This is a genomic window from Streptomyces sp. P9(2023), from assembly GCF_032436795.1.
Taxonomy (GTDB): domain Bacteria; phylum Actinomycetota; class Actinomycetes; order Streptomycetales; family Streptomycetaceae; genus Streptomyces.
In genome coordinates this window covers 94,445-110,010 of record NZ_JAUPWM010000019.1, presented here as the reverse complement: position 1 = coordinate 110,010, position 15,566 = coordinate 94,445, and the positions used below count along the sequence as shown (strand labels likewise).

Here is a 15,566-nt window from a genome sequence, read left to right as displayed (position 1 = left end):
TGCCCTTGGGGGCGGGTGCGGGGCGGTGGGCTCGTTCGGGACTCGTGCGGGATGGGGGTGCGCCCGGCCTTCGGCCGGGCTTGCTGTTCCCACCCGCACCACCCGTGCAGCTATGACCGTGCAGCTTTGACCGTGCAGCCATGACAGAGCAGCCATGACCGTGCAGCTATGACGTCGACTGACGGTCCACCTGTGGGTGGTCCTCGCCGTCGGCGACCGGCCTACTGCGGGCGCCTTGCCTCGTCCACCAGGAGGACCGGGATGCCGTCTCGGACCGGGTAGGCGAGGGCGCAGTCGGGGCTGGTGCAGATCAGTTCGGGGGTGTCGGCCGCCGTGCGGTCGTTCAGCGGCGCGTGGCACGCCGGGCAGGCCAGGATCTCCAGGAGGCCGGCTTCGAGCGGCATGAGGTGTCCCTTCGAACAAACACAGACGAATGGTGGTGCTGCCCTTTGGGCCAGGTCAGCCTACCGCCGGGGGACAGGGCGCGCGGCTCGGCCACCCGCCCCGTCCCCCGGCGGGGAGAGCGGCGTCAGTCCGTCGCGCGGACCAGGTCCAGGACCTCGTCGCGGATCTTCGCCATGGTGGCCTTGTCGCGGGCCTCCACGTTCAGGCGGAGCAGCGGCTCCGTGTTCGAGGGGCGGAGGTTGAACCACCAGTCGGCCGCCGTCACCGTCAGGCCGTCCAGCTCGTCGAGGGTGATCCCCTCCCGGTCCGCGTACGCCGCCTTCACCGCCGCCGTCCGGCCCGCCTGGTCGGCGACCGTGGAGTTGATCTCGCCCGAGCCCGCGTAGCGGTCGTACGAGGAGACCAGCTCCGACAGCGGACCGTCCTGGCCACCGAGCGCGGCCAGTACGTGGAGCGCCGCGAGCATGCCCGTATCGGCGTTCCAGAAGTCCTTGAAGTAGTAGTGCGCGGAGTGCTCGCCGCCGAAGATCGCGCCCGACTTGGCCATCTCCTCCTTGATGAAGGAGTGCCCGACGCGGGTGCGGACCGGCGTACCGCCGTGCTCGCGGACGACCTCGGGGACCGACCAGGAGGTGATCAGGTTGTGGATGACAGTGCCGCCCGGGGTCTTCGCCAGCTCGCGCGCCGCGACCAGCGCCGTGATCGCGGACGGGGAGACCGCCTCGCCGCGCTCGTCGACGACGAAGCAGCGGTCGGCGTCGCCGTCGAAGGCGAGGCCGAGGTCGGCGCCCTCGGCGCGGACGCGGGCCTGGAGGTCGACGATGTTGGCCGGGTCGAGCGGGTTGGCCTCGTGGTTCGGGAACGTGCCGTCGAGCTCGAAGTACATCGGTACGAGGTCCAGCGGGAGGCCCTCGAAGACGGTGGGGACGGTGTGGCCGCCCATGCCGTTGCCCGCGTCCACGACGACCTTCAGGGGGCGGATCGCGGCGAGGTCGACGAGTGCCGTGAGGTGCGCCGCGTAGTCCTTCAGCGTGTCGCGTTCGGAGATCGTGCCCGCCGTCGGCGCCGCCTCCGGTGCGCCCTCCTCCGACCAGCGCTCTACGAGCGTACGGATCTCGGACAGGCCGGTGTCCTGGCCGACGGGCGCGGCGCCCGCGCGGCACATCTTGATGCCGTTGTACTGGGCCGGGTTGTGCGAGGCGGTGAACATCGCGCCCGGGAGGTTCAGGCTGCCGGAGGCGAAGTAGAGCTGGTCCGTCGAGCAGAGGCCGATCAGGGTGACGTCTGCGCCGAGCCGCGCCGCGCCCCGGGCGAAGGCGCCCGACAGGCCCGGCGAGGAGGGCCGCATGTCGTGGCCGACGACGATCGCGTCCGCTCCGGTCACCCGGACGAACGCCGCGCCGAACAGCTCCGCCAGCGACTCGTCCCACTGATCCGGCACCACCCCGCGGACGTCGTACGCCTTCACGATCTGCGACAGATCAGCAGCCACGGAACAACCCTCCTGAATACGCCAACATCGGCACGCGTGTGCGGCGCGTGTACGGAGGCCCAACCTACCGGTGGGTGTGCTGGGGAGGGCAGAGCGCCTTGAGTGGTGGCGGGATCTCAGTTGTCCGGGGGGCTCAGTTGCCCGGGGGTCTCAGTTGTCCCGGGGGCTCAGTTGTCCGGGGAGCGCAGGACTCGCAGGTGGCCTCGGCGGCCTACCTCCACGGGGTCCCCGCCGCGACCGCCGCCCTTGCCGCCGGCCTCGGCCGCGCGCTCCTGGGGGCGGGCCGCCTCCCGTACCGCGTTGGCGAGGGCTTCGAGGTCGTCGCCGCTGGGGCGGGGCGGGGCGGAGCCGTCGTGGAGCCGGACGACCTCCCAGCCGCGCGGCGCGGTGAGGCGCTCGCTGTGCTCGGCGCACAGGTCGTAGCAGTGGGGCTCGGCGTAGGTGGCGAGCGGGCCGAGGACCGCAGTCGAGTCGGCATAGACGTACGTCAGTGTCGCGACGGCAGGGCGGCCGCACGCAGTGCGCGAACAGCGACGTACAGGGCTCACGACGTTGGACGGTACCGCACTCTTGAGCGGGCCGCGACGACTCTCCTCCAGGTCACTCGCCCGTGTCGCGGTGTGACCTCGAACACGGACTCCCCGGGAGGGACCGTGCTGACCTGCGCGTAAGGAGGGGAACGGGCGCGGGGACGGCGGTCGATCCGGACAACGTCCGACAGGAATCCGGTCAACCACGGCCAGATGGCCGATCGCGGGACCCTATGGAATCGAGCCCGCGCTTGGCCGGAATGCTCAACTATCGACATCCGGGGTGTGGGCGACATCAAGGTGGCACGTGTGCGCCACGGCCGCGGGGCACCGAGGAGAGTTACGCTGCGTCAGTGATGGACAGTCCTGTGCCGCCGCGCCCCTCGTCCCGCCCGGCCGAGTCCCACGGCTCCCCGGCGAACGTCTCCCCGGCGAACGAGACCCGGGCGGGCGAATCCCCTACGGGCGAGTCACCCGTGGGTGGGTCCCCCGTGGCCGAGCCGCGGACGCGCCGCCGTGACCGGCACGGGCGCGGGATGCGGGGGCCCGTCGCCCCGCCGCAGGTGCCGCTGTCCGCGAGCCGGGCCGACACGTTCCGCGATCTCGTCCTCGACTCGGTGGAGCGCCTTGAGCGGCGCTGGCCGCAGCTGTCGGACGTCGAGTTCCTGGTGCTCGACGTGCCGCCCTCCGCGCCGGGCGAGTCGGTGCCGCTGGGCGGCTCCGCACCGGCGGCGAAGGACGGGCCCGCGCGGGTCGTCGTCTACCGGCGGCCCGTCGAGATCCGCTCGAAGAGCCGCGACGAGCGGGCGCTGCTCGTCCACGAGGTCGTGGTGGAGCAGGTGGCAGAGCTGCTCGGCCTCTCCCCCGAGTCCGTCGACCCGCGGTACGGGCAGGACTGACGCGGGTACGGGACCGTCCGTACGGGACCTGCCGTACGGGACCTGCCGTACGGGACCTGCCGTACGGGACCTGCCCGTACAGGGCCTCCCGTAGAGGACCTCCCGTACGGGCCCCGTACGGCCCCGTACGAGACCGCCGTACGAGACCTCCCACACGGGCTCCTGTAAGGGCTCCCGCACGAGACCTCCCGCACGGGCTCCCGCACGAGACCTCCCGTACGGGACTCCCTCAGTCCAGGACCGTGAGGTCCTGCTTCGCGGTCGGGACCTCGACCGTGCCTCGGTCGTCCACGAGGGTCTGGACCGTGAACATCGGGATGCCGTCCTCCGGGACCGCCAGCGTGCGGGAGGCGTGGACCGGGCCGCCGGAGATCCGCTCGACGGTCAGGGCGTAGGAGCCCTTCAGGCCGGCCGGGACCAGGTCGGCCACCTTCGTCGTCGTCCCCGCCTTGACCGTGACGGTCTTGGAGACCGGCGTGCCGCCCCCCGTACCCGCCGAGGCGGTGACCTTGACCTCGGCCGCCGCGCCCGGCGCGGTCAGCGCGAGCGTCGAGCCCGCCGAGCGGTTGTCGGCGACCGTGGCGCGGGCGCTGATCGCGGCGGTGGCCGGGATGAACGCGACCTCCTGCTTGTCGCCCTTGCCCCGGGTGACCCGCAGCGCCGCCACGAACGAGGTCGACTTCTTCGGGTCCGAGGGGGAGAGCAGCAGGGAGCCGGTCTCGCCGCGGGTGAGGTCCGGGAGGTCTACGGCGGCGGTCATGCCCGACTTCACGTGCAGGGACTGGGCGCTCGCCGGGACGATCGTGCCGGTCTCGCCGACCAGCTGGATCTTCAGCTCGGCGTCGTCCTCGCCGGGGGCGTACGCCACCAGGCGCACCGAGGTCGCGTCGGCCGGGATGCCGGGCAGGACGGCGGTGCCGGCCGGGTCGGCGGCGGCGGGCAGCCAGTCGCTGCCGAGCTTGTCGTCGGCGGCGCCGACGACCGCGCCGACGCGGCCGCTGCGGGTCGTGACGTGGACGGTCACGTCGGCCGTGGCGGTCTGGCCGGTGAGCGTGGAGAGCAGGACGGGGACGCTGCCATGGGCCGGGACCGGGATGCCCTCGGTCAGCTGCGACTTCAGCTCGCCCTCGGGGCCGTACAGCTCGATGTCGGCTACGGCTGCGGTGTCGTCCGGGTTGGTCAGGTGGACGTAGTCCTGGCGCTCCTTGGCCGTGGAGGCGGCCGGGAACCAGAAGTCCGTGTCGGGGGCGGTGCAGGTGACGCCGAGCAGGCCGCGCGCGCCGCCCGCCGGGACGACGGTGGTCTGCTGGACCGTCCAGCCGGGGGCGACATTGCCGGTCGCCGAACCCGTCAGGGCGGGGGCGGCGGCGCCGTTCGCCTCGGCGGCGACGGGCTTGCCGGGCTGGGTGACGGTGGCCGGGGCCTTGGCCGCGCCGGGCTTCTTCGCCGTGGCTCCGCCGGGGGTGGCGGCGGTCGAGGCGGCCTTGAGCTCGGCCTTGGAACCGGCTTCTGCCTTGGCCGCGGCGGGGTCTGCCTCGGCGGTGTCGGCCTGGGCGGCCGGGGTGAACGAGGTGTAGTCCGTCTCGGCCACCTCGGACGTGCTCGGCGCCGGGCACAGCAGGCTGGAGCGCTCCACGGGCAGCGTGACCGGGGCCTTCGCCTCGGGGGTGGCGGAGCCGTCGGGGGCGGTCAGGGCGGCGAAGCCGGTGACGGCGGCGAGGGCGGTGGCGACCGCGATCAGGGAGAGGGTGGTGCGCTTCACTGGTTGCTGCTCCCGTCGGGACGCTGCTCGGTCTCGTAGCCGTACGCGTACGGGTCGTAGGCCTGCTGCTGGTCGTAGCCCTGCTGCGGGTACTGCTCGTACTGCTGCTGTTGCTGCTGTTGCTGTTGCTGCTGTTGCTGCTGCTGCTGCTGCTGCGGGTCGTAGGTCTGCTGGGGGTACTGCTCGTACGACTGCTGCTGGTACGGGTCGGTGCCGTACTCGGCGTACTGCTGGGGCTGGGCGTAGTAGTCCTGCTGGCCGCCCTGGTGCTGCTGCGGCTGCTGGTACTGCTCCGGCCAGTCCTCGGCGGCGGCGTACGTCTGCTCCTGCGGTACGAGGGCGGGCTCCTGGCCCTGCTCCTGAGCGGCCACGGCCTCGGCTTCCGCCTCGGCCTCCGCCGCCGCGCGCAGACGGCGGGCCCGGCGGCCGTCGCCGTCTGTCGCCTGGGCGGGGATGGCTACCTCGTCCTCCGGCAGATCGTCGTCGATCTCGCGGCGCCGCCCGGGCAGGGCGAGCACGAGCAGGACGACCCCGAAGGCGACCTGCGCCCAGATCCACAGGGTGCGGGTGAACGGCTCGTCGTACGTGAGGTCGAGCCGGCCGCCCCCGGCCGGGAGCTCGAAGCCCTGGGCCCAGCCATCAACGGTGGTCTTCTCCAGCGGCTCGCCGTCCAGGGTGGCGGTCCAGCCCTCGTCGGCGCGGTCGGCGATCCGCAGGATCCGGCCGGCCGGGCCGGCGGGGATCTCGGTGTGCGCCTCGACGGGGCCTGCGGCGACGGTGGCCAGCTTGGCCGCCGTATCCGAGGTCTTCCCCTCGCCCGTAGCCTCGCCCGTCGCCCCGCCCGTCGCCCCGCTCTTCGCCGCCGGGACGATCGTCGCGCGGGCGACCTCGCGGTCGACGCGCCAGAGCGCGCTGCCGTCGAGCTGGCTGAGCCGGCTCAGGCCGGGGGTGGCGTCGAGGACGCGGCTCATCTGGCGCGGCGCCCCGTCCCGTACGAGGACGTAGCGGATCGCGAAGCCGCTGAGCTCTTCGGTCTGGTCGGCGCCGGAGCCCGCCACGAGGTGCGCGACGACCTTGTCCAGGCGGGCGTCGCCGCCGCCCTCGGCGGCCAGTTCGGCGTCGCCGAGGCGGGCGCCGGACCCGCGGACCAGGGTGTAGGCGACCTCGCCGGGCGAGGTGCCGCCGAGCACGAGGGTGCGGGGCTGGTCGCGGGTGTCGCTCTCCTCGGCGACGAACGCCGGGACCTGGACGGGGTCGCGCCGGGTCAGCGGGCCGTCGGCGCCACCGATCATCCAGCCGACGGCGGCCACGGCCGGGCCGAGGGCGGCGGCGAGCGCGATGAGCGCGGCGACCGGCTGGCGCCAGCCGAAGCCGTGGGCGGCGACGCGGGTACGTCCGTACTCGGCGCCGATCATGCCGGCGGCGAGCAGCGCCGCGCCGTAGACGAGGGTGGCCGGGCCGGCCCAGCCGGTGCCGCCGGCGCCGTTGGAGAGCGCGGCGAAGAGGAGCCCGACGAGGGCGGTGGTCCAGGCGGCGAGGACGGCGAGCCGGCGCTCCTCGCGCAGCAGGCCGGCCAGGGCGGCGAGGACGATGCCGACGAGCAGGAGGCCGCCGGTGGTGCCGGGGCCGCCGGGGCTGATGCCGAGCAGGTCGAGGGCGGATGCCGTGCCCGTACGGATGTCGAGTCCGGCCTCGCGCAGGAAGGCGCTGGGGCTGGTCAGCAGGGAGAGCGACCAGGGGGCGAGGATCAGGATCGGGGTGCCGACGGTGGCGAGGAAGCGCAGGCCGTAGGCGGCGATGTCGTCGCGGCGGAGGGCGAGCACGGCGAGGCCGAGGACGACGGCGATCGGCCAGACGATCGGCGTGAACGCCGTCGTGAACGTCAGCAGGAAGGTGTACGCCCAGGTGGCGCGCCAGCTGCCGCGGCCCCCCTGGCTGTTGAGGCCGTGGGCGGTGACGGCGGCGCGGGCGATGAGCGGGAGCAGGATCGCGAGGACGGCGGTGCCGAGGCGGCCGGCGGCGAGCGCGCCGGTGGCGGCGGGCAGGAAGGCGTACGCGATGGCGCCCCAGGCGCGCAGCAGCGCGGACTCGACGATCGGGCGGGCGGCGAAGTAGGCGGTGAAGCCGGCCAGCGGGACCGAGCAGACGAGCAGCACGGTGAGCGAGAACGAGGTGGAGCCGAGGAAGAGGGCGGAGAGCCCGGCCAGGACGGCGAGATAGGGCGGCGCGGTCTGGGTGCCGCCGGTGCCGAGGGCGTGCCAGCTGTCCGCGTACCGGCCCCAGAGCTCGGAGACGGTGTCGGGGGCGGGCAGCAGGGCGCCGCCGGCGAGGGAACCGCCGCCGAGCAGGCCGCGGCAGGCGACGACGGCGATGACGAGGAGGAGGGCGAAGAGGACGGGCCCGGGCTTGCGGGCGATCTTCTTCAGCCGGGCGAACTGCTCGACTTCGAGGAAGTCGGCGTCGTCGCCGCCGGGGCCGGTCTCGACTGCGCCGTGGCGCGAGCCGCCGGAATCGGCGTCGTCGCCGCCGAAGTTCGCGACGACCTGCTCGGCGGCGGCGCGGATGGTGGCGCCGGGCGGCGGGAAGAGCGGGCGGAGTTCCTCCCCTCGCTGCGCTGGGGATACCCCATACGCGCGAACAGGGTTCTTACGCCGCTTGCGGGCGGCGAGGATCTTCTCGGGGCGCAGCAGGGTGGCGAAGAGGCCCATGACCTCGTCGACGGCCTGGCCGGGGACCTTGCCGACGAGGTAGGCGAGGGTGCGCAGCAGCGTGCCGACGATCAGCCGGAGCAGTACGTACGGGAGGGTGGCGCCGCGGCTGTTGGCGAGCAGCGTGTAGACGGCGCCGGCCTTGTCGACGCGGTGTGGGTTGGCGACCGAGCGGCCCGCGCAGTCGACGGTGCGCCGCTCGCGGGCGGATGCCTCGGCGTGCCGCAGGACGGCGTCGGGGGCGACGAGGACGCTGTGGCCGGCGGCGTGGGCGCGCCAGCACAGGTCGACGTCGTCGCGCATGAGGGGCAGGCGGCGGTCGAAGCCGCCGAGCTGCTCGAAGACGTCGCGGCGGATGAGCATGCCGGCGCTGGAGACGGAGAGGACGGAGCGGACCTGGTCGTGCTGGCCCTGGTCCTGTTCGCGGCGGTCGAGGCCGGTCCAGCGGCGGCCGCTGCGGGCGATGGAGACGCCGGCTTCGAGCAGCTGCTTGCGGTCGTACCAGCCGCGGAGCTTGGGGCCGACGACGGCGGCGTACGCGTCCGCGTCGGCGACGCGGAGGAGTTCGGCGAGGGCGTCGGGCTCGGGGGCGCAGTCGTCGTGGAGCAGCCAGAGCCACTGCACGGGCTCGCCGTGCGGGAGTTCGGGCAGGTCGTAGGCCTCGTCGCTCCAGGTCCTGCTGACCGGGTCCCAGCCGCTGGGGCGCTTCAGGTACGTGAGTTCCTCGGGGCCGAGCACGGGTGCGGTGCGGGCGGCCTCCTCGACGGCGGCGCCGAAGCCCGTACGGCGGGCGAGGTGCAGCACGCGGTCGGCGCCGATCGCGTCGGCGAGCAGCCGTGCGGAGTCGTCGGCGCTGCCGGTGTCGGCGGCGACCACGTTCTGCACGGGGCGTTCCTGGGCGAGCAGCCCGGCGAGGGCGTCCGGCAGCCAGCGTGCGCCGTCGTGGGCGACGAGCACGGCGGTGACGACGTGTCGCGGAAACTCAGGAGTTGAGGACATCGAGGTACGGGCCCTCCGGCCGGGGGGTCGCCCGCGGGGGGCGTGGGTGCGTCTCGGACGGGGCCCCACACTAACGGCTGTCAAGAAACCGGTCCGCCCCCTGTGGACAGAGCACAGGGGGCGGACCGTTCGATGCGTTCGTTGTGTACGGGTGTGCCGGGTTCGGCGGGTACGTGCGCCTGGTTCGGCGGGTGGGCGCCGGGGCGCCGGGCCGGTCGGACGGCGTCCGGTCAGACGGCGTCGGGCCGGACGGTGGCCTGTTTCAGACGGCGGCCTTCTTCAGGCGGCGGCGTTCCCGCTCGGACAGTCCGCCCCAGATTCCGAATCGTTCGTCGTTCTGCAGGGCGTACTCCAGGCATTCGGAGCGGACCTCACAGGCGAGACAGACCTTCTTGGCCTCGCGGGTCGAGCCGCCTTTCTCGGGAAAGAAGGACTCGGGATCGGTCTGGGCGCACAGCGCGCGCTCCTGCCAGCCGAGTTCCTCGTCCGCGTCCTCGACCAGCAGTTCCTGGAACAACTCGGTCATGTGCGCCCCTCGTCTGTCTTCGCGTCCCCGTGATGTTGCCGTTACCGATTCCGGCCGAACGACACGAGTGAAATTACAAGTTCGTGCTCTGTGCGAGTCAAGCCGGAATCTGCTATTGGGCCCGGTATTCACTCTGCGGAACCAAGGCTATGCGGAAAGTGTTCAAATCACCAAAAACCTGACACATGCCACCGGCCTGGCCGCTCCGCCCCCTCCTGAAGAGAGAGACGCCCGGAACATGGATCTTGTTGCGATCCAGCCACGGAAGCGATCCGGATCACAGTCTGATCACGGGACCTCAGCCGCGTTTACGGGCACGGATGTTGCGCCATGTCTCCCGGTCAGAGGCTGCACAAACCTTTCTCCGTACGCTGTAACCGGATGAGGTGAAACATTAGCCCCAAAACGGGCATTGGGTTGACAGTCGGGTGGCTCGCCCGTCACCTTGGTGGCATGCCAGCGACCTCAGCGCCCGCCGCGACCCACGCCCGTGGGTACCGCCGCGCTGTCCAGGCGCGCTGTTGCTGTTGCTGTTCCAGCTGTTGATGCCCCCGAGCTCCAGCGCCTTCTCTCCGCGTCATCCGCGCCATCCGCGTTTCCTGCGTTTTCCCACGTTTCCGCGTTGCCCCGCGTGACCCCTTGCACGACTCCTGTGTGACCCCCCTGCACGTTCGTTACTGCCGAGGAACCACCGCACCCATGAACAGCGACAGCGACCTTCAGATCGCCGGCGACCTCCTTGAGGTCCAGCACCTCCTGCAGCCCGCCCGCGAGCACCCCGCCACCGTGGCCGAGTTCGTCGGCCTCGCCCGCTCCATCGCCGCCGACCGCGCGCAGTGGGCCCCCTACGTCGAGTACGACGCCACCACCCGCTGGTACCACCGGCTGCGCACCGGGCCCGGATACGAGGTCTGGCTGCTCTCCTGGGTGCCCGGCCAGGGCAGCGGCGCCCACGACCACGGCGCCTCGTCCGGCGTACTGACCGTGCTCCAGGGCGAACTGACGGAACGTACGGAGAGGGGCGTACGGAAGCTCGACGGAGGCGCGACGCGGGTCTTCGCGCCGGGGTACGTCCACGAGGTCGTCAACGACTCCCTCGAACCGGCCGTCAGCCTGCACGTCTACTACCCGGGCCTCACCGAGATGCCCATGCACGAGTCGCTGCAGGCGCAGTGCGCCCCTTCGCCGTCCGCGCCGTCCGCGCCGACCGCCCCGACCGCCCCCGGTGTCGTACGCACCTGACAGACTGATCCACATGCGCATTGTGGTTCTGGCCGGTGGCATCGGTGGTGCCCGCTTCCTTCGCGGCCTCAAGCAGGCCGCGCCGGACGCGGAGATCACGGTCGTCGGCAACACCGGTGACGACATCCATCTCTTCGGGCTGAAGGTCTGCCCGGACCTCGACACGGTGATGTACACCCTCGGCGGTGGCATCAACGAGGAGCAGGGCTGGGGCCGTGAGGACGAGTCCTTCACGGTGAAGGAGGAACTCGCGGCGTACGGGGTCGGACCGGAGTGGTTCGGCCTGGGCGACCGCGACTTCGCGACGCACATCGTCCGTACGCAGATGCTGGGCGCCGGCTATCCGCTCAGCGCGGTGACCGAGGCGCTCTGCGCCCGCTGGCAGCCGGGCGTGCGGCTGCTGCCGATGTCCGACGACCGCGTCGAGACGCACGTCGCCATCGAGGTCGACGGCGAGTCGCGGGCGGTGCACTTCCAGGAGTACTGGGTGAAGCTGCGGGCGTCCGTGGACGCCCAGGCGGTGGTGGCGGTCGGCGCGGAGGCGTCGAAGCCGGCGCCGGGCGTTCTGGAGGCCATCGCGGAGGCGGACGTCATCCTCTTCCCACCGTCCAACCCGGTCGTGTCGGTCGGCACGATCCTGTCCGTGCCGGGCATCCGCGAGGCCATCGCCGAGGCGGACGTGCCGGTGGTCGGCCTCTCCCCCATCGTCGGCGACGCGCCCGTACGGGGTATGGCGGACAAGGTCCTCGCGGCGGTCGGCGTGGAGTCCACGGCGGCGGCGGTGGCGGCGCACTACGGTTCGGGGCTGCTCGACGGCTGGCTGGTCGACACGGTCGACGCGGGCGTGGTCGAGGAGGTCGAGTCGGCGGGGATCCGTTGCCGCGCGGTGCCGCTGATGATGACGGACCTGACCGCGACGGCGGAGATGGCGCGCGAGGCGCTGGCGCTGGCGGAGGAGGTCCGGGGATGAGGGGTCCTGCGGACGGCGGTTCGGACGGCGAGGCGGGCGGCGGTGCGGCCGGGTATCGGGTGTGGGCGCTCGGCGGGTTGCCCGAGGTCAAGGGCGGGGACGATCTCGCCAAGCTGATCGCGTCCGTCTCCCCCGGTCTGGAGGACGGGGACGTCCTGCTCGTCACGTCCAAGATCGTGAGCAAGGCCGAGGGGCGGGTGATCGCCGCCGACGACCGCGAGGAGGCGATCGACGCCGAGACCGTACGCGTCGTGGCCCGGCGCGGTGCGCTGCGGATCGTCGAGAACCGGCAGGGTCTTGTCATGGCCGCCGCCGGCGTCGACGCCTCCAACACCCCTGTCGGTACGGTCCTGTTGCTGCCCGTCGACCCGGACGCCTCGGCCCGTACGATCCGGGAAGGGCTGCGGGACGCGCTCGGCGTCGACGTCGGTGTCGTCGTCACGGACACCTTCGGGCGGCCCTGGCGCAGCGGACTGACCGACGTGGCCATCGGCGCGGCCGGCGTCCGTGTCCTCGACGACCTGCGCGGCGGCACGGACGCGTACGGCAATCCGCTCAGCGCGACGGTCGTCGCCACGGCGGACGAGCTGGCCGCGGCCGGTGACCTCGTGAAGGGCAAGGCGAGCGGGCTTCCGGTCGCTGTCGTGCGCGGGCTGCCGCACGTGGTGGACGGTTCCGCGGAGGAGGGCGCCCGGGCGCTGGTGCGCGACGCCGCCGACGACATGTTCCGGCTCGGGACGTCGGAGGCGGTACGGGAGGCGGTGACCCTGCGGCGTACGGTCCGGGAGTTCACCGACGATCCCGTGGACCCGGGCGCGGTACGGAGGGCGGTCGCCGCCGCCGTCACGGCCCCGGCGCCGCACCACACGACGCCGTGGCGGTTCGTGCTCCTGGAGTCGGAGGCGTCGCGGGTGCGGCTGCTTGACGCGATGCGGGACGCGTGGATCGCGGACCTGCGGCGGGACGGCAGGTCGGAGGAGTCCATCGCCAAGCGGGTGCGCCGCGGGGACGTGCTGCGGAACGCGCCGTACCTGGTGGTGCCGTGCCTCGTGACGGACGGTTCGCACCACTACGGAGACCCGCGGCGGGACGCCGCCGAGCGCGAGATGTTCGTGGTCGCGGCGGGCGCGGGCGTCCAGAACTTCCTGGTGGCGCTCGCGGGCGAGCGGCTGGGGTCGGCGTGGGTGTCCTCGACGATGTTCTGCCGTGACGTCGTACGGGACGTCCTGGACCTTCCGGAGGACTGGGACCCGATGGGCGCGGTGGCGGTGGGGCACGCGGCGGCGGCGCCGAAGGAGCGGGCGGCGCGGCAGGCGGGGCGGTTCATCGAGGTGCGGTGACGCCCGGTGGGGCGGCCTCGCCCGGGGGCGCCTCGCTGTTCCTCAGAGCGCTGCGATGTTGCCCGGTGTCATGCGCGGTGCCCTGCGCGGTGGGGTCCGGCCGCTGAGGAGGATCAGGCGGGCCGCGCGGTGGCGTTGGCCCGCGTACGGGGCGAGGAGTTCGAGCATGGCCGCGTCGTCGGCGGTGCGGTCGCCCGCGAGGGCGTAGCCGACGATGCTCGGCAGGTGGTAGTCGCCGACGGTCACCGCGTCCGGGGCGCCGTTGCTGCGCTGGATCGTCTCGGCGGAGGTCCAGGGGCCGACGCCCGGGATCAACTCCAGGCGCTGCTGGGCCTGTTCAGGCTCCATCGTCGCCGCCTCCTCCATCCGGCGGGCGACCTTGGCGACGCGCAGGATCGTGGCGGCGCGCTTGTTGTCGACGCCCGCGCGGTGCCACTCCCAGGACGGGATCAGCGACCAGGTGCGGGCGTCGGGCATCACCTGGAGGCGGTGCTCCTCGGAGCCTGCGGGGCCGGGGGCCGGCTCGCCGTACTTCCGTACGAGCAGCCGCCAGGCTCGGTACGCCTCGTCCGTGGTGACCTTCTGCTCCAGGATCGAGGGGATCAGCGACTCCATCACCAGGCCGGTGCGGGTCAGCCGGAGGCCGGGGCGGCTGCGGTGGGTGGCGGCGAGGAGGCGGTGGCGGGGGGTGAAGGCGGTGGGGTCGTCGTCGGCGCCGAGGAGTTGGGGGAGGCGGTCGAGGAGCCACTGCGCGCCGGGGCCCCAGGCTTCGGCGTCTGCCTGGCCCGCGCGGAGGGCGACCCTGAGGGTGCCGGGGCCTTCGGGGGTGCGGGTGGCGCGCCAGACGGAACCGTCGGGGGTCGTACGGAAGGTGGGGTCGCCCATGCCTCTCCGTAGGGGGCCGAGGGTGAGGCCGAGGTCGGTGGGCGCGTCGGGGGTCCACCGGCGGGTCGACCCGGAGACGGGGGCGGGCGCGGGCTCTCTGGACGCGGGTACGGGGGTGTGGCCGCCGCGCACGGTGGTGCGGGTCGTGGGGGTGCGGGGTGCGAAGCGGCCGGCCATGTGTATGAGCGTAACGGGGGGGTGGCGAGTGCGGCTGCCCGCGGGTGCGGGGCCTCGCGTGGGCGGGGCCCGCCTCCCCGGGGGAGGGTGGGCACACGGGACGGCGCCCCATGCGGGCGCCTCCCGCACATGCGCCCCCTGTACCTCGGGGCCGTTGCACTGTGCAGGGTCCTCGGGGTGGGCGTAGGGGAACGGGGCGGACGCGCCCGCCAAGGGCGCCGTTCCGTTGTGCCCACCCTCCCCCAAGCTCTCGGCTTCGCTCGAGCAGGGGGACCCCCATCGCCCCAGCGGAACAGTTGCCCACAACGGGGGCGGGGGGAGCCCCAGCGGGACCGCTGCCCACAACGGGGGCGGGGGGAGCCCCAGCGGGACCGCTGCCCACAACGGGGGGGTGTGCACCGGCCCAGCGGAACGACTGCCCACAACGGGGAGGGCGCCGGTGGCTACTGGTCCGAGGAGAAGCGGATTGCGCGGGCCGGGAGGGTGGTGTCGCACCAGATTCTGATGCCTGTTTGGAGTTCGTTGTCCGGGCCCACGTGTGCGCCGTCGCCGATGACCGCGCCCGTCAGGACCGTGCGGGCGCCGATGTGGGCGCCCGCGCCGATCAGGGAGTCCGTGACGACCGCGCCCGCCTCCACCACCGCGCCCTCGTGCAGCGTCGAGCCCGTGATGCGGGCTCCCTCGCCCACCGACGCGCCGGCGCCCACGACCGTACCGCCCGTGAGCTTGGCGTCCGGGGCCACGCGGGCCGTCGGGAGGACCAGGCGGTCGCCGCAGCGGCCCGGGACCGCCGGGGACGGGGCACGGCCCAGGACCAGGTCGGCGGAGCCCCGTACGAAGGCCTGGGGGGTGCCCAGGTCCAGCCAGTAGGTGGAGTCCACCAGGCCCTGCAGGTGCGCGCCCGCAGCCAGCAGCTCCGGGAACGTCTCGCGTTCCACCGAGACCGGGCGGCCCTTCGGGATCGTGTCTATGACCGAGCGGCGGAAGACGTAAGCCCCCGCGTTGATCTGGTCGGTGACGATCTCCTCGGGGGTCTGCGGCTTCTCCAGGAAGGCGGTCACCCGGCCCGTCTCGTCCGTCGGCACCAGGCCGAACGCCCTCGGGTCCTCGACCCGCGTCAGGTGCAGCGAGACGTCCGCGCCCGACTCCCCGTGCGCCGCGACCAGCGCCCGGATGTCCAGGCCGGTCAGGATGTCGCCGTTGAAGACCAGGACCGGGTCGTCCGGGCCCGACCGCAGCCGCGAGGCGACGTTGCGGATCGCGCCGCCCGTACCGAGCGGCTCCTCCTCCGTGACGTACTCCAGGCTGAGCCCCAGCGACGAGCCGTCCCCGAAGTGGGGTTCGAAGACCTCCGCCAAGTACGAGGTGGCCAGGACCACGTGGTCCACGCCCGCCGCTTTCGCCCTTGCCAGCTGGTGCGTCAGGAACGGTACGCCCGCCGCCGGGACCATCGGCTTCGGGGTGTTCACCGTCAGGGGCCGTAGCCGTGTGCCCTTGCCACCGACCAGGAGGATCGCTTCTGTCACCTGTCGTCTCTGCTTCCTGTCCGGGGCCGGTCTCATCGCCCGTCTGGGCTCGTTTCGCTCGTCTGGGCGATATGACCGGTCAGTTTATGCAGATGGTCGGACCGG

At 73.2% G+C, this 15,566-nt stretch carries 12 protein-coding genes; 4 read left to right on the top strand and 8 right to left on the bottom strand.

The features are described from left to right. Positions 1–221: 221 nt before the first annotated feature. The 3 genes from Q5762_RS23390 to Q5762_RS23380 all read right to left on the bottom strand — a co-directional run bounded on the left by Q5762_RS23390 (position 222) and on the right by Q5762_RS23380 (position 2,496). A complete protein-coding gene (locus Q5762_RS23390; RefSeq protein ID WP_315894164.1) occupies positions 222–404 on the bottom strand; it encodes a Trm112 family protein in 183 nt (60 codons plus the stop codon). A 125-nt stretch (positions 405–529) separates the two neighbouring features. Then, positions 530–1,897 (bottom strand): phosphomannomutase/phosphoglucomutase, encoded by a 1,368-nt coding sequence (locus Q5762_RS23385; protein WP_315894163.1) that lies wholly within the window; start codon positions 1,895–1,897, stop codon positions 530–532. A 167-nt stretch (positions 1,898–2,064) separates the two neighbouring features. Further along, complete coding sequence (locus tag Q5762_RS23380) at positions 2,065–2,496, bottom strand: DUF3499 domain-containing protein (RefSeq protein ID WP_315894187.1); 432 nt, start codon at positions 2,494–2,496, stop codon at positions 2,065–2,067. A 287-nt stretch (positions 2,497–2,783) separates the two neighbouring features. On the opposite strand from Q5762_RS23380, the gene Q5762_RS23375 reads away from it, so the two are divergent. Further along, entirely contained in the window at positions 2,784–3,326 is a 543-nt protein-coding gene (locus tag Q5762_RS23375) for a metallopeptidase family protein (RefSeq protein WP_315894186.1), read from the top strand. 229 nt (positions 3,327–3,555) lie between these two features. On the opposite strand, the gene Q5762_RS23370 is transcribed toward Q5762_RS23375, so the two are convergent. From Q5762_RS23370 to Q5762_RS23360, 3 genes are all read right to left on the bottom strand, one after another. Beyond that, the gene (locus tag Q5762_RS23370; protein ID WP_315894162.1) at positions 3,556–5,088 is read right to left on the bottom strand and encodes a DUF5719 family protein; all 1,533 of its coding nucleotides are present in this window, start codon (positions 5,086–5,088) and stop codon (positions 3,556–3,558) included. Beyond that, positions 5,085–8,795 carry a glycosyltransferase family 2 protein gene (locus Q5762_RS23365; RefSeq protein WP_315894161.1) on the bottom strand — a complete coding sequence of 1,237 codons (3,711 nt, stop codon included), beginning with the start codon at positions 8,793–8,795 and terminating at the stop codon, positions 5,085–5,087. Before Q5762_RS23365 ends, Q5762_RS23370 begins: the two co-directional genes overlap by 4 nt. Before the next feature lie 262 nt (positions 8,796–9,057). Then, positions 9,058–9,321, bottom strand: coding sequence for a WhiB family transcriptional regulator (locus Q5762_RS23360; protein WP_015033978.1), 264 nt, complete (start codon positions 9,319–9,321; stop codon positions 9,058–9,060). A gap of 699 nt (positions 9,322–10,020) precedes the next feature. Here Q5762_RS23360 and Q5762_RS23355 point away from each other — a divergent pair. Genes Q5762_RS23355 through Q5762_RS23345 form a run of 3 tightly spaced genes read left to right on the top strand, consistent with a single transcriptional unit; the run spans position 10,021 to position 12,873 of the window. Further along, positions 10,021–10,563 carry a cysteine dioxygenase family protein gene (locus Q5762_RS23355; RefSeq protein WP_315894160.1) on the top strand — a complete coding sequence of 181 codons (543 nt, stop codon included), beginning with the start codon at positions 10,021–10,023 and terminating at the stop codon, positions 10,561–10,563. A 13-nt stretch (positions 10,564–10,576) separates the two neighbouring features. Continuing rightward, entirely contained in the window at positions 10,577–11,533 is a 957-nt protein-coding gene (gene cofD / locus Q5762_RS23350) for a 2-phospho-L-lactate transferase (RefSeq protein ID WP_315894159.1), read from the top strand. Further along, positions 11,530–12,873, top strand: coding sequence for a coenzyme F420-0:L-glutamate ligase (locus Q5762_RS23345; RefSeq protein WP_315894158.1), 1,344 nt, complete (start codon positions 11,530–11,532; stop codon positions 12,871–12,873). The genes cofD and Q5762_RS23345 overlap by 4 nt, the downstream gene beginning before the upstream one ends. Positions 12,874–12,915: 42 nt before the next feature. Here Q5762_RS23345 and Q5762_RS23340 read toward each other — a convergent pair whose 3' ends face one another. Further along, complete coding sequence (locus Q5762_RS23340; protein WP_315894157.1) at positions 12,916–13,935, bottom strand: DNA-3-methyladenine glycosylase 2 family protein; 1,020 nt, start codon at positions 13,933–13,935, stop codon at positions 12,916–12,918. A 443-nt stretch (positions 13,936–14,378) separates the two neighbouring features. Continuing rightward, the gene (locus Q5762_RS23335; RefSeq protein WP_315894156.1) at positions 14,379–15,461 is read right to left on the bottom strand and encodes an NDP-sugar synthase; all 1,083 of its coding nucleotides are present in this window, start codon (positions 15,459–15,461) and stop codon (positions 14,379–14,381) included. Positions 15,462–15,566: the final 105 nt, after the last annotated feature.

Bases quoted from the DNA above. Each gene is read 5' to 3' on its own strand.
- Q5762_RS23390 (WP_315894164.1), bottom strand. From the start codon at position 404: ATGCCGCTCGAAGCCGGCCTCCTGGAGATCCTGGCCTGCCCGGCGTGC.
- Q5762_RS23375 (WP_315894186.1), top strand. From the start codon at position 2,784: ATGGACAGTCCTGTGCCGCCGCGCCCCTCGTCCCGCCCGGCCGAGTCC.
- Q5762_RS23365 (WP_315894161.1), bottom strand. From the start codon at position 8,795: ATGTCCTCAACTCCTGAGTTTCCGCGACACGTCGTCACCGCCGTGCTC.
- Q5762_RS23360 (WP_015033978.1), bottom strand. From the start codon at position 9,321: ATGACCGAGTTGTTCCAGGAACTGCTGGTCGAGGACGCGGACGAGGAA.
- Q5762_RS23355 (WP_315894160.1), top strand. From the start codon at position 10,021: ATGAACAGCGACAGCGACCTTCAGATCGCCGGCGACCTCCTTGAGGTC.
- cofD (WP_315894159.1), top strand. From the start codon at position 10,577: ATGCGCATTGTGGTTCTGGCCGGTGGCATCGGTGGTGCCCGCTTCCTT.
- Q5762_RS23345 (WP_315894158.1), top strand. From the start codon at position 11,530: ATGAGGGGTCCTGCGGACGGCGGTTCGGACGGCGAGGCGGGCGGCGGT.
- Q5762_RS23340 (WP_315894157.1), bottom strand. From the start codon at position 13,935: ATGGCCGGCCGCTTCGCACCCCGCACCCCCACGACCCGCACCACCGTG.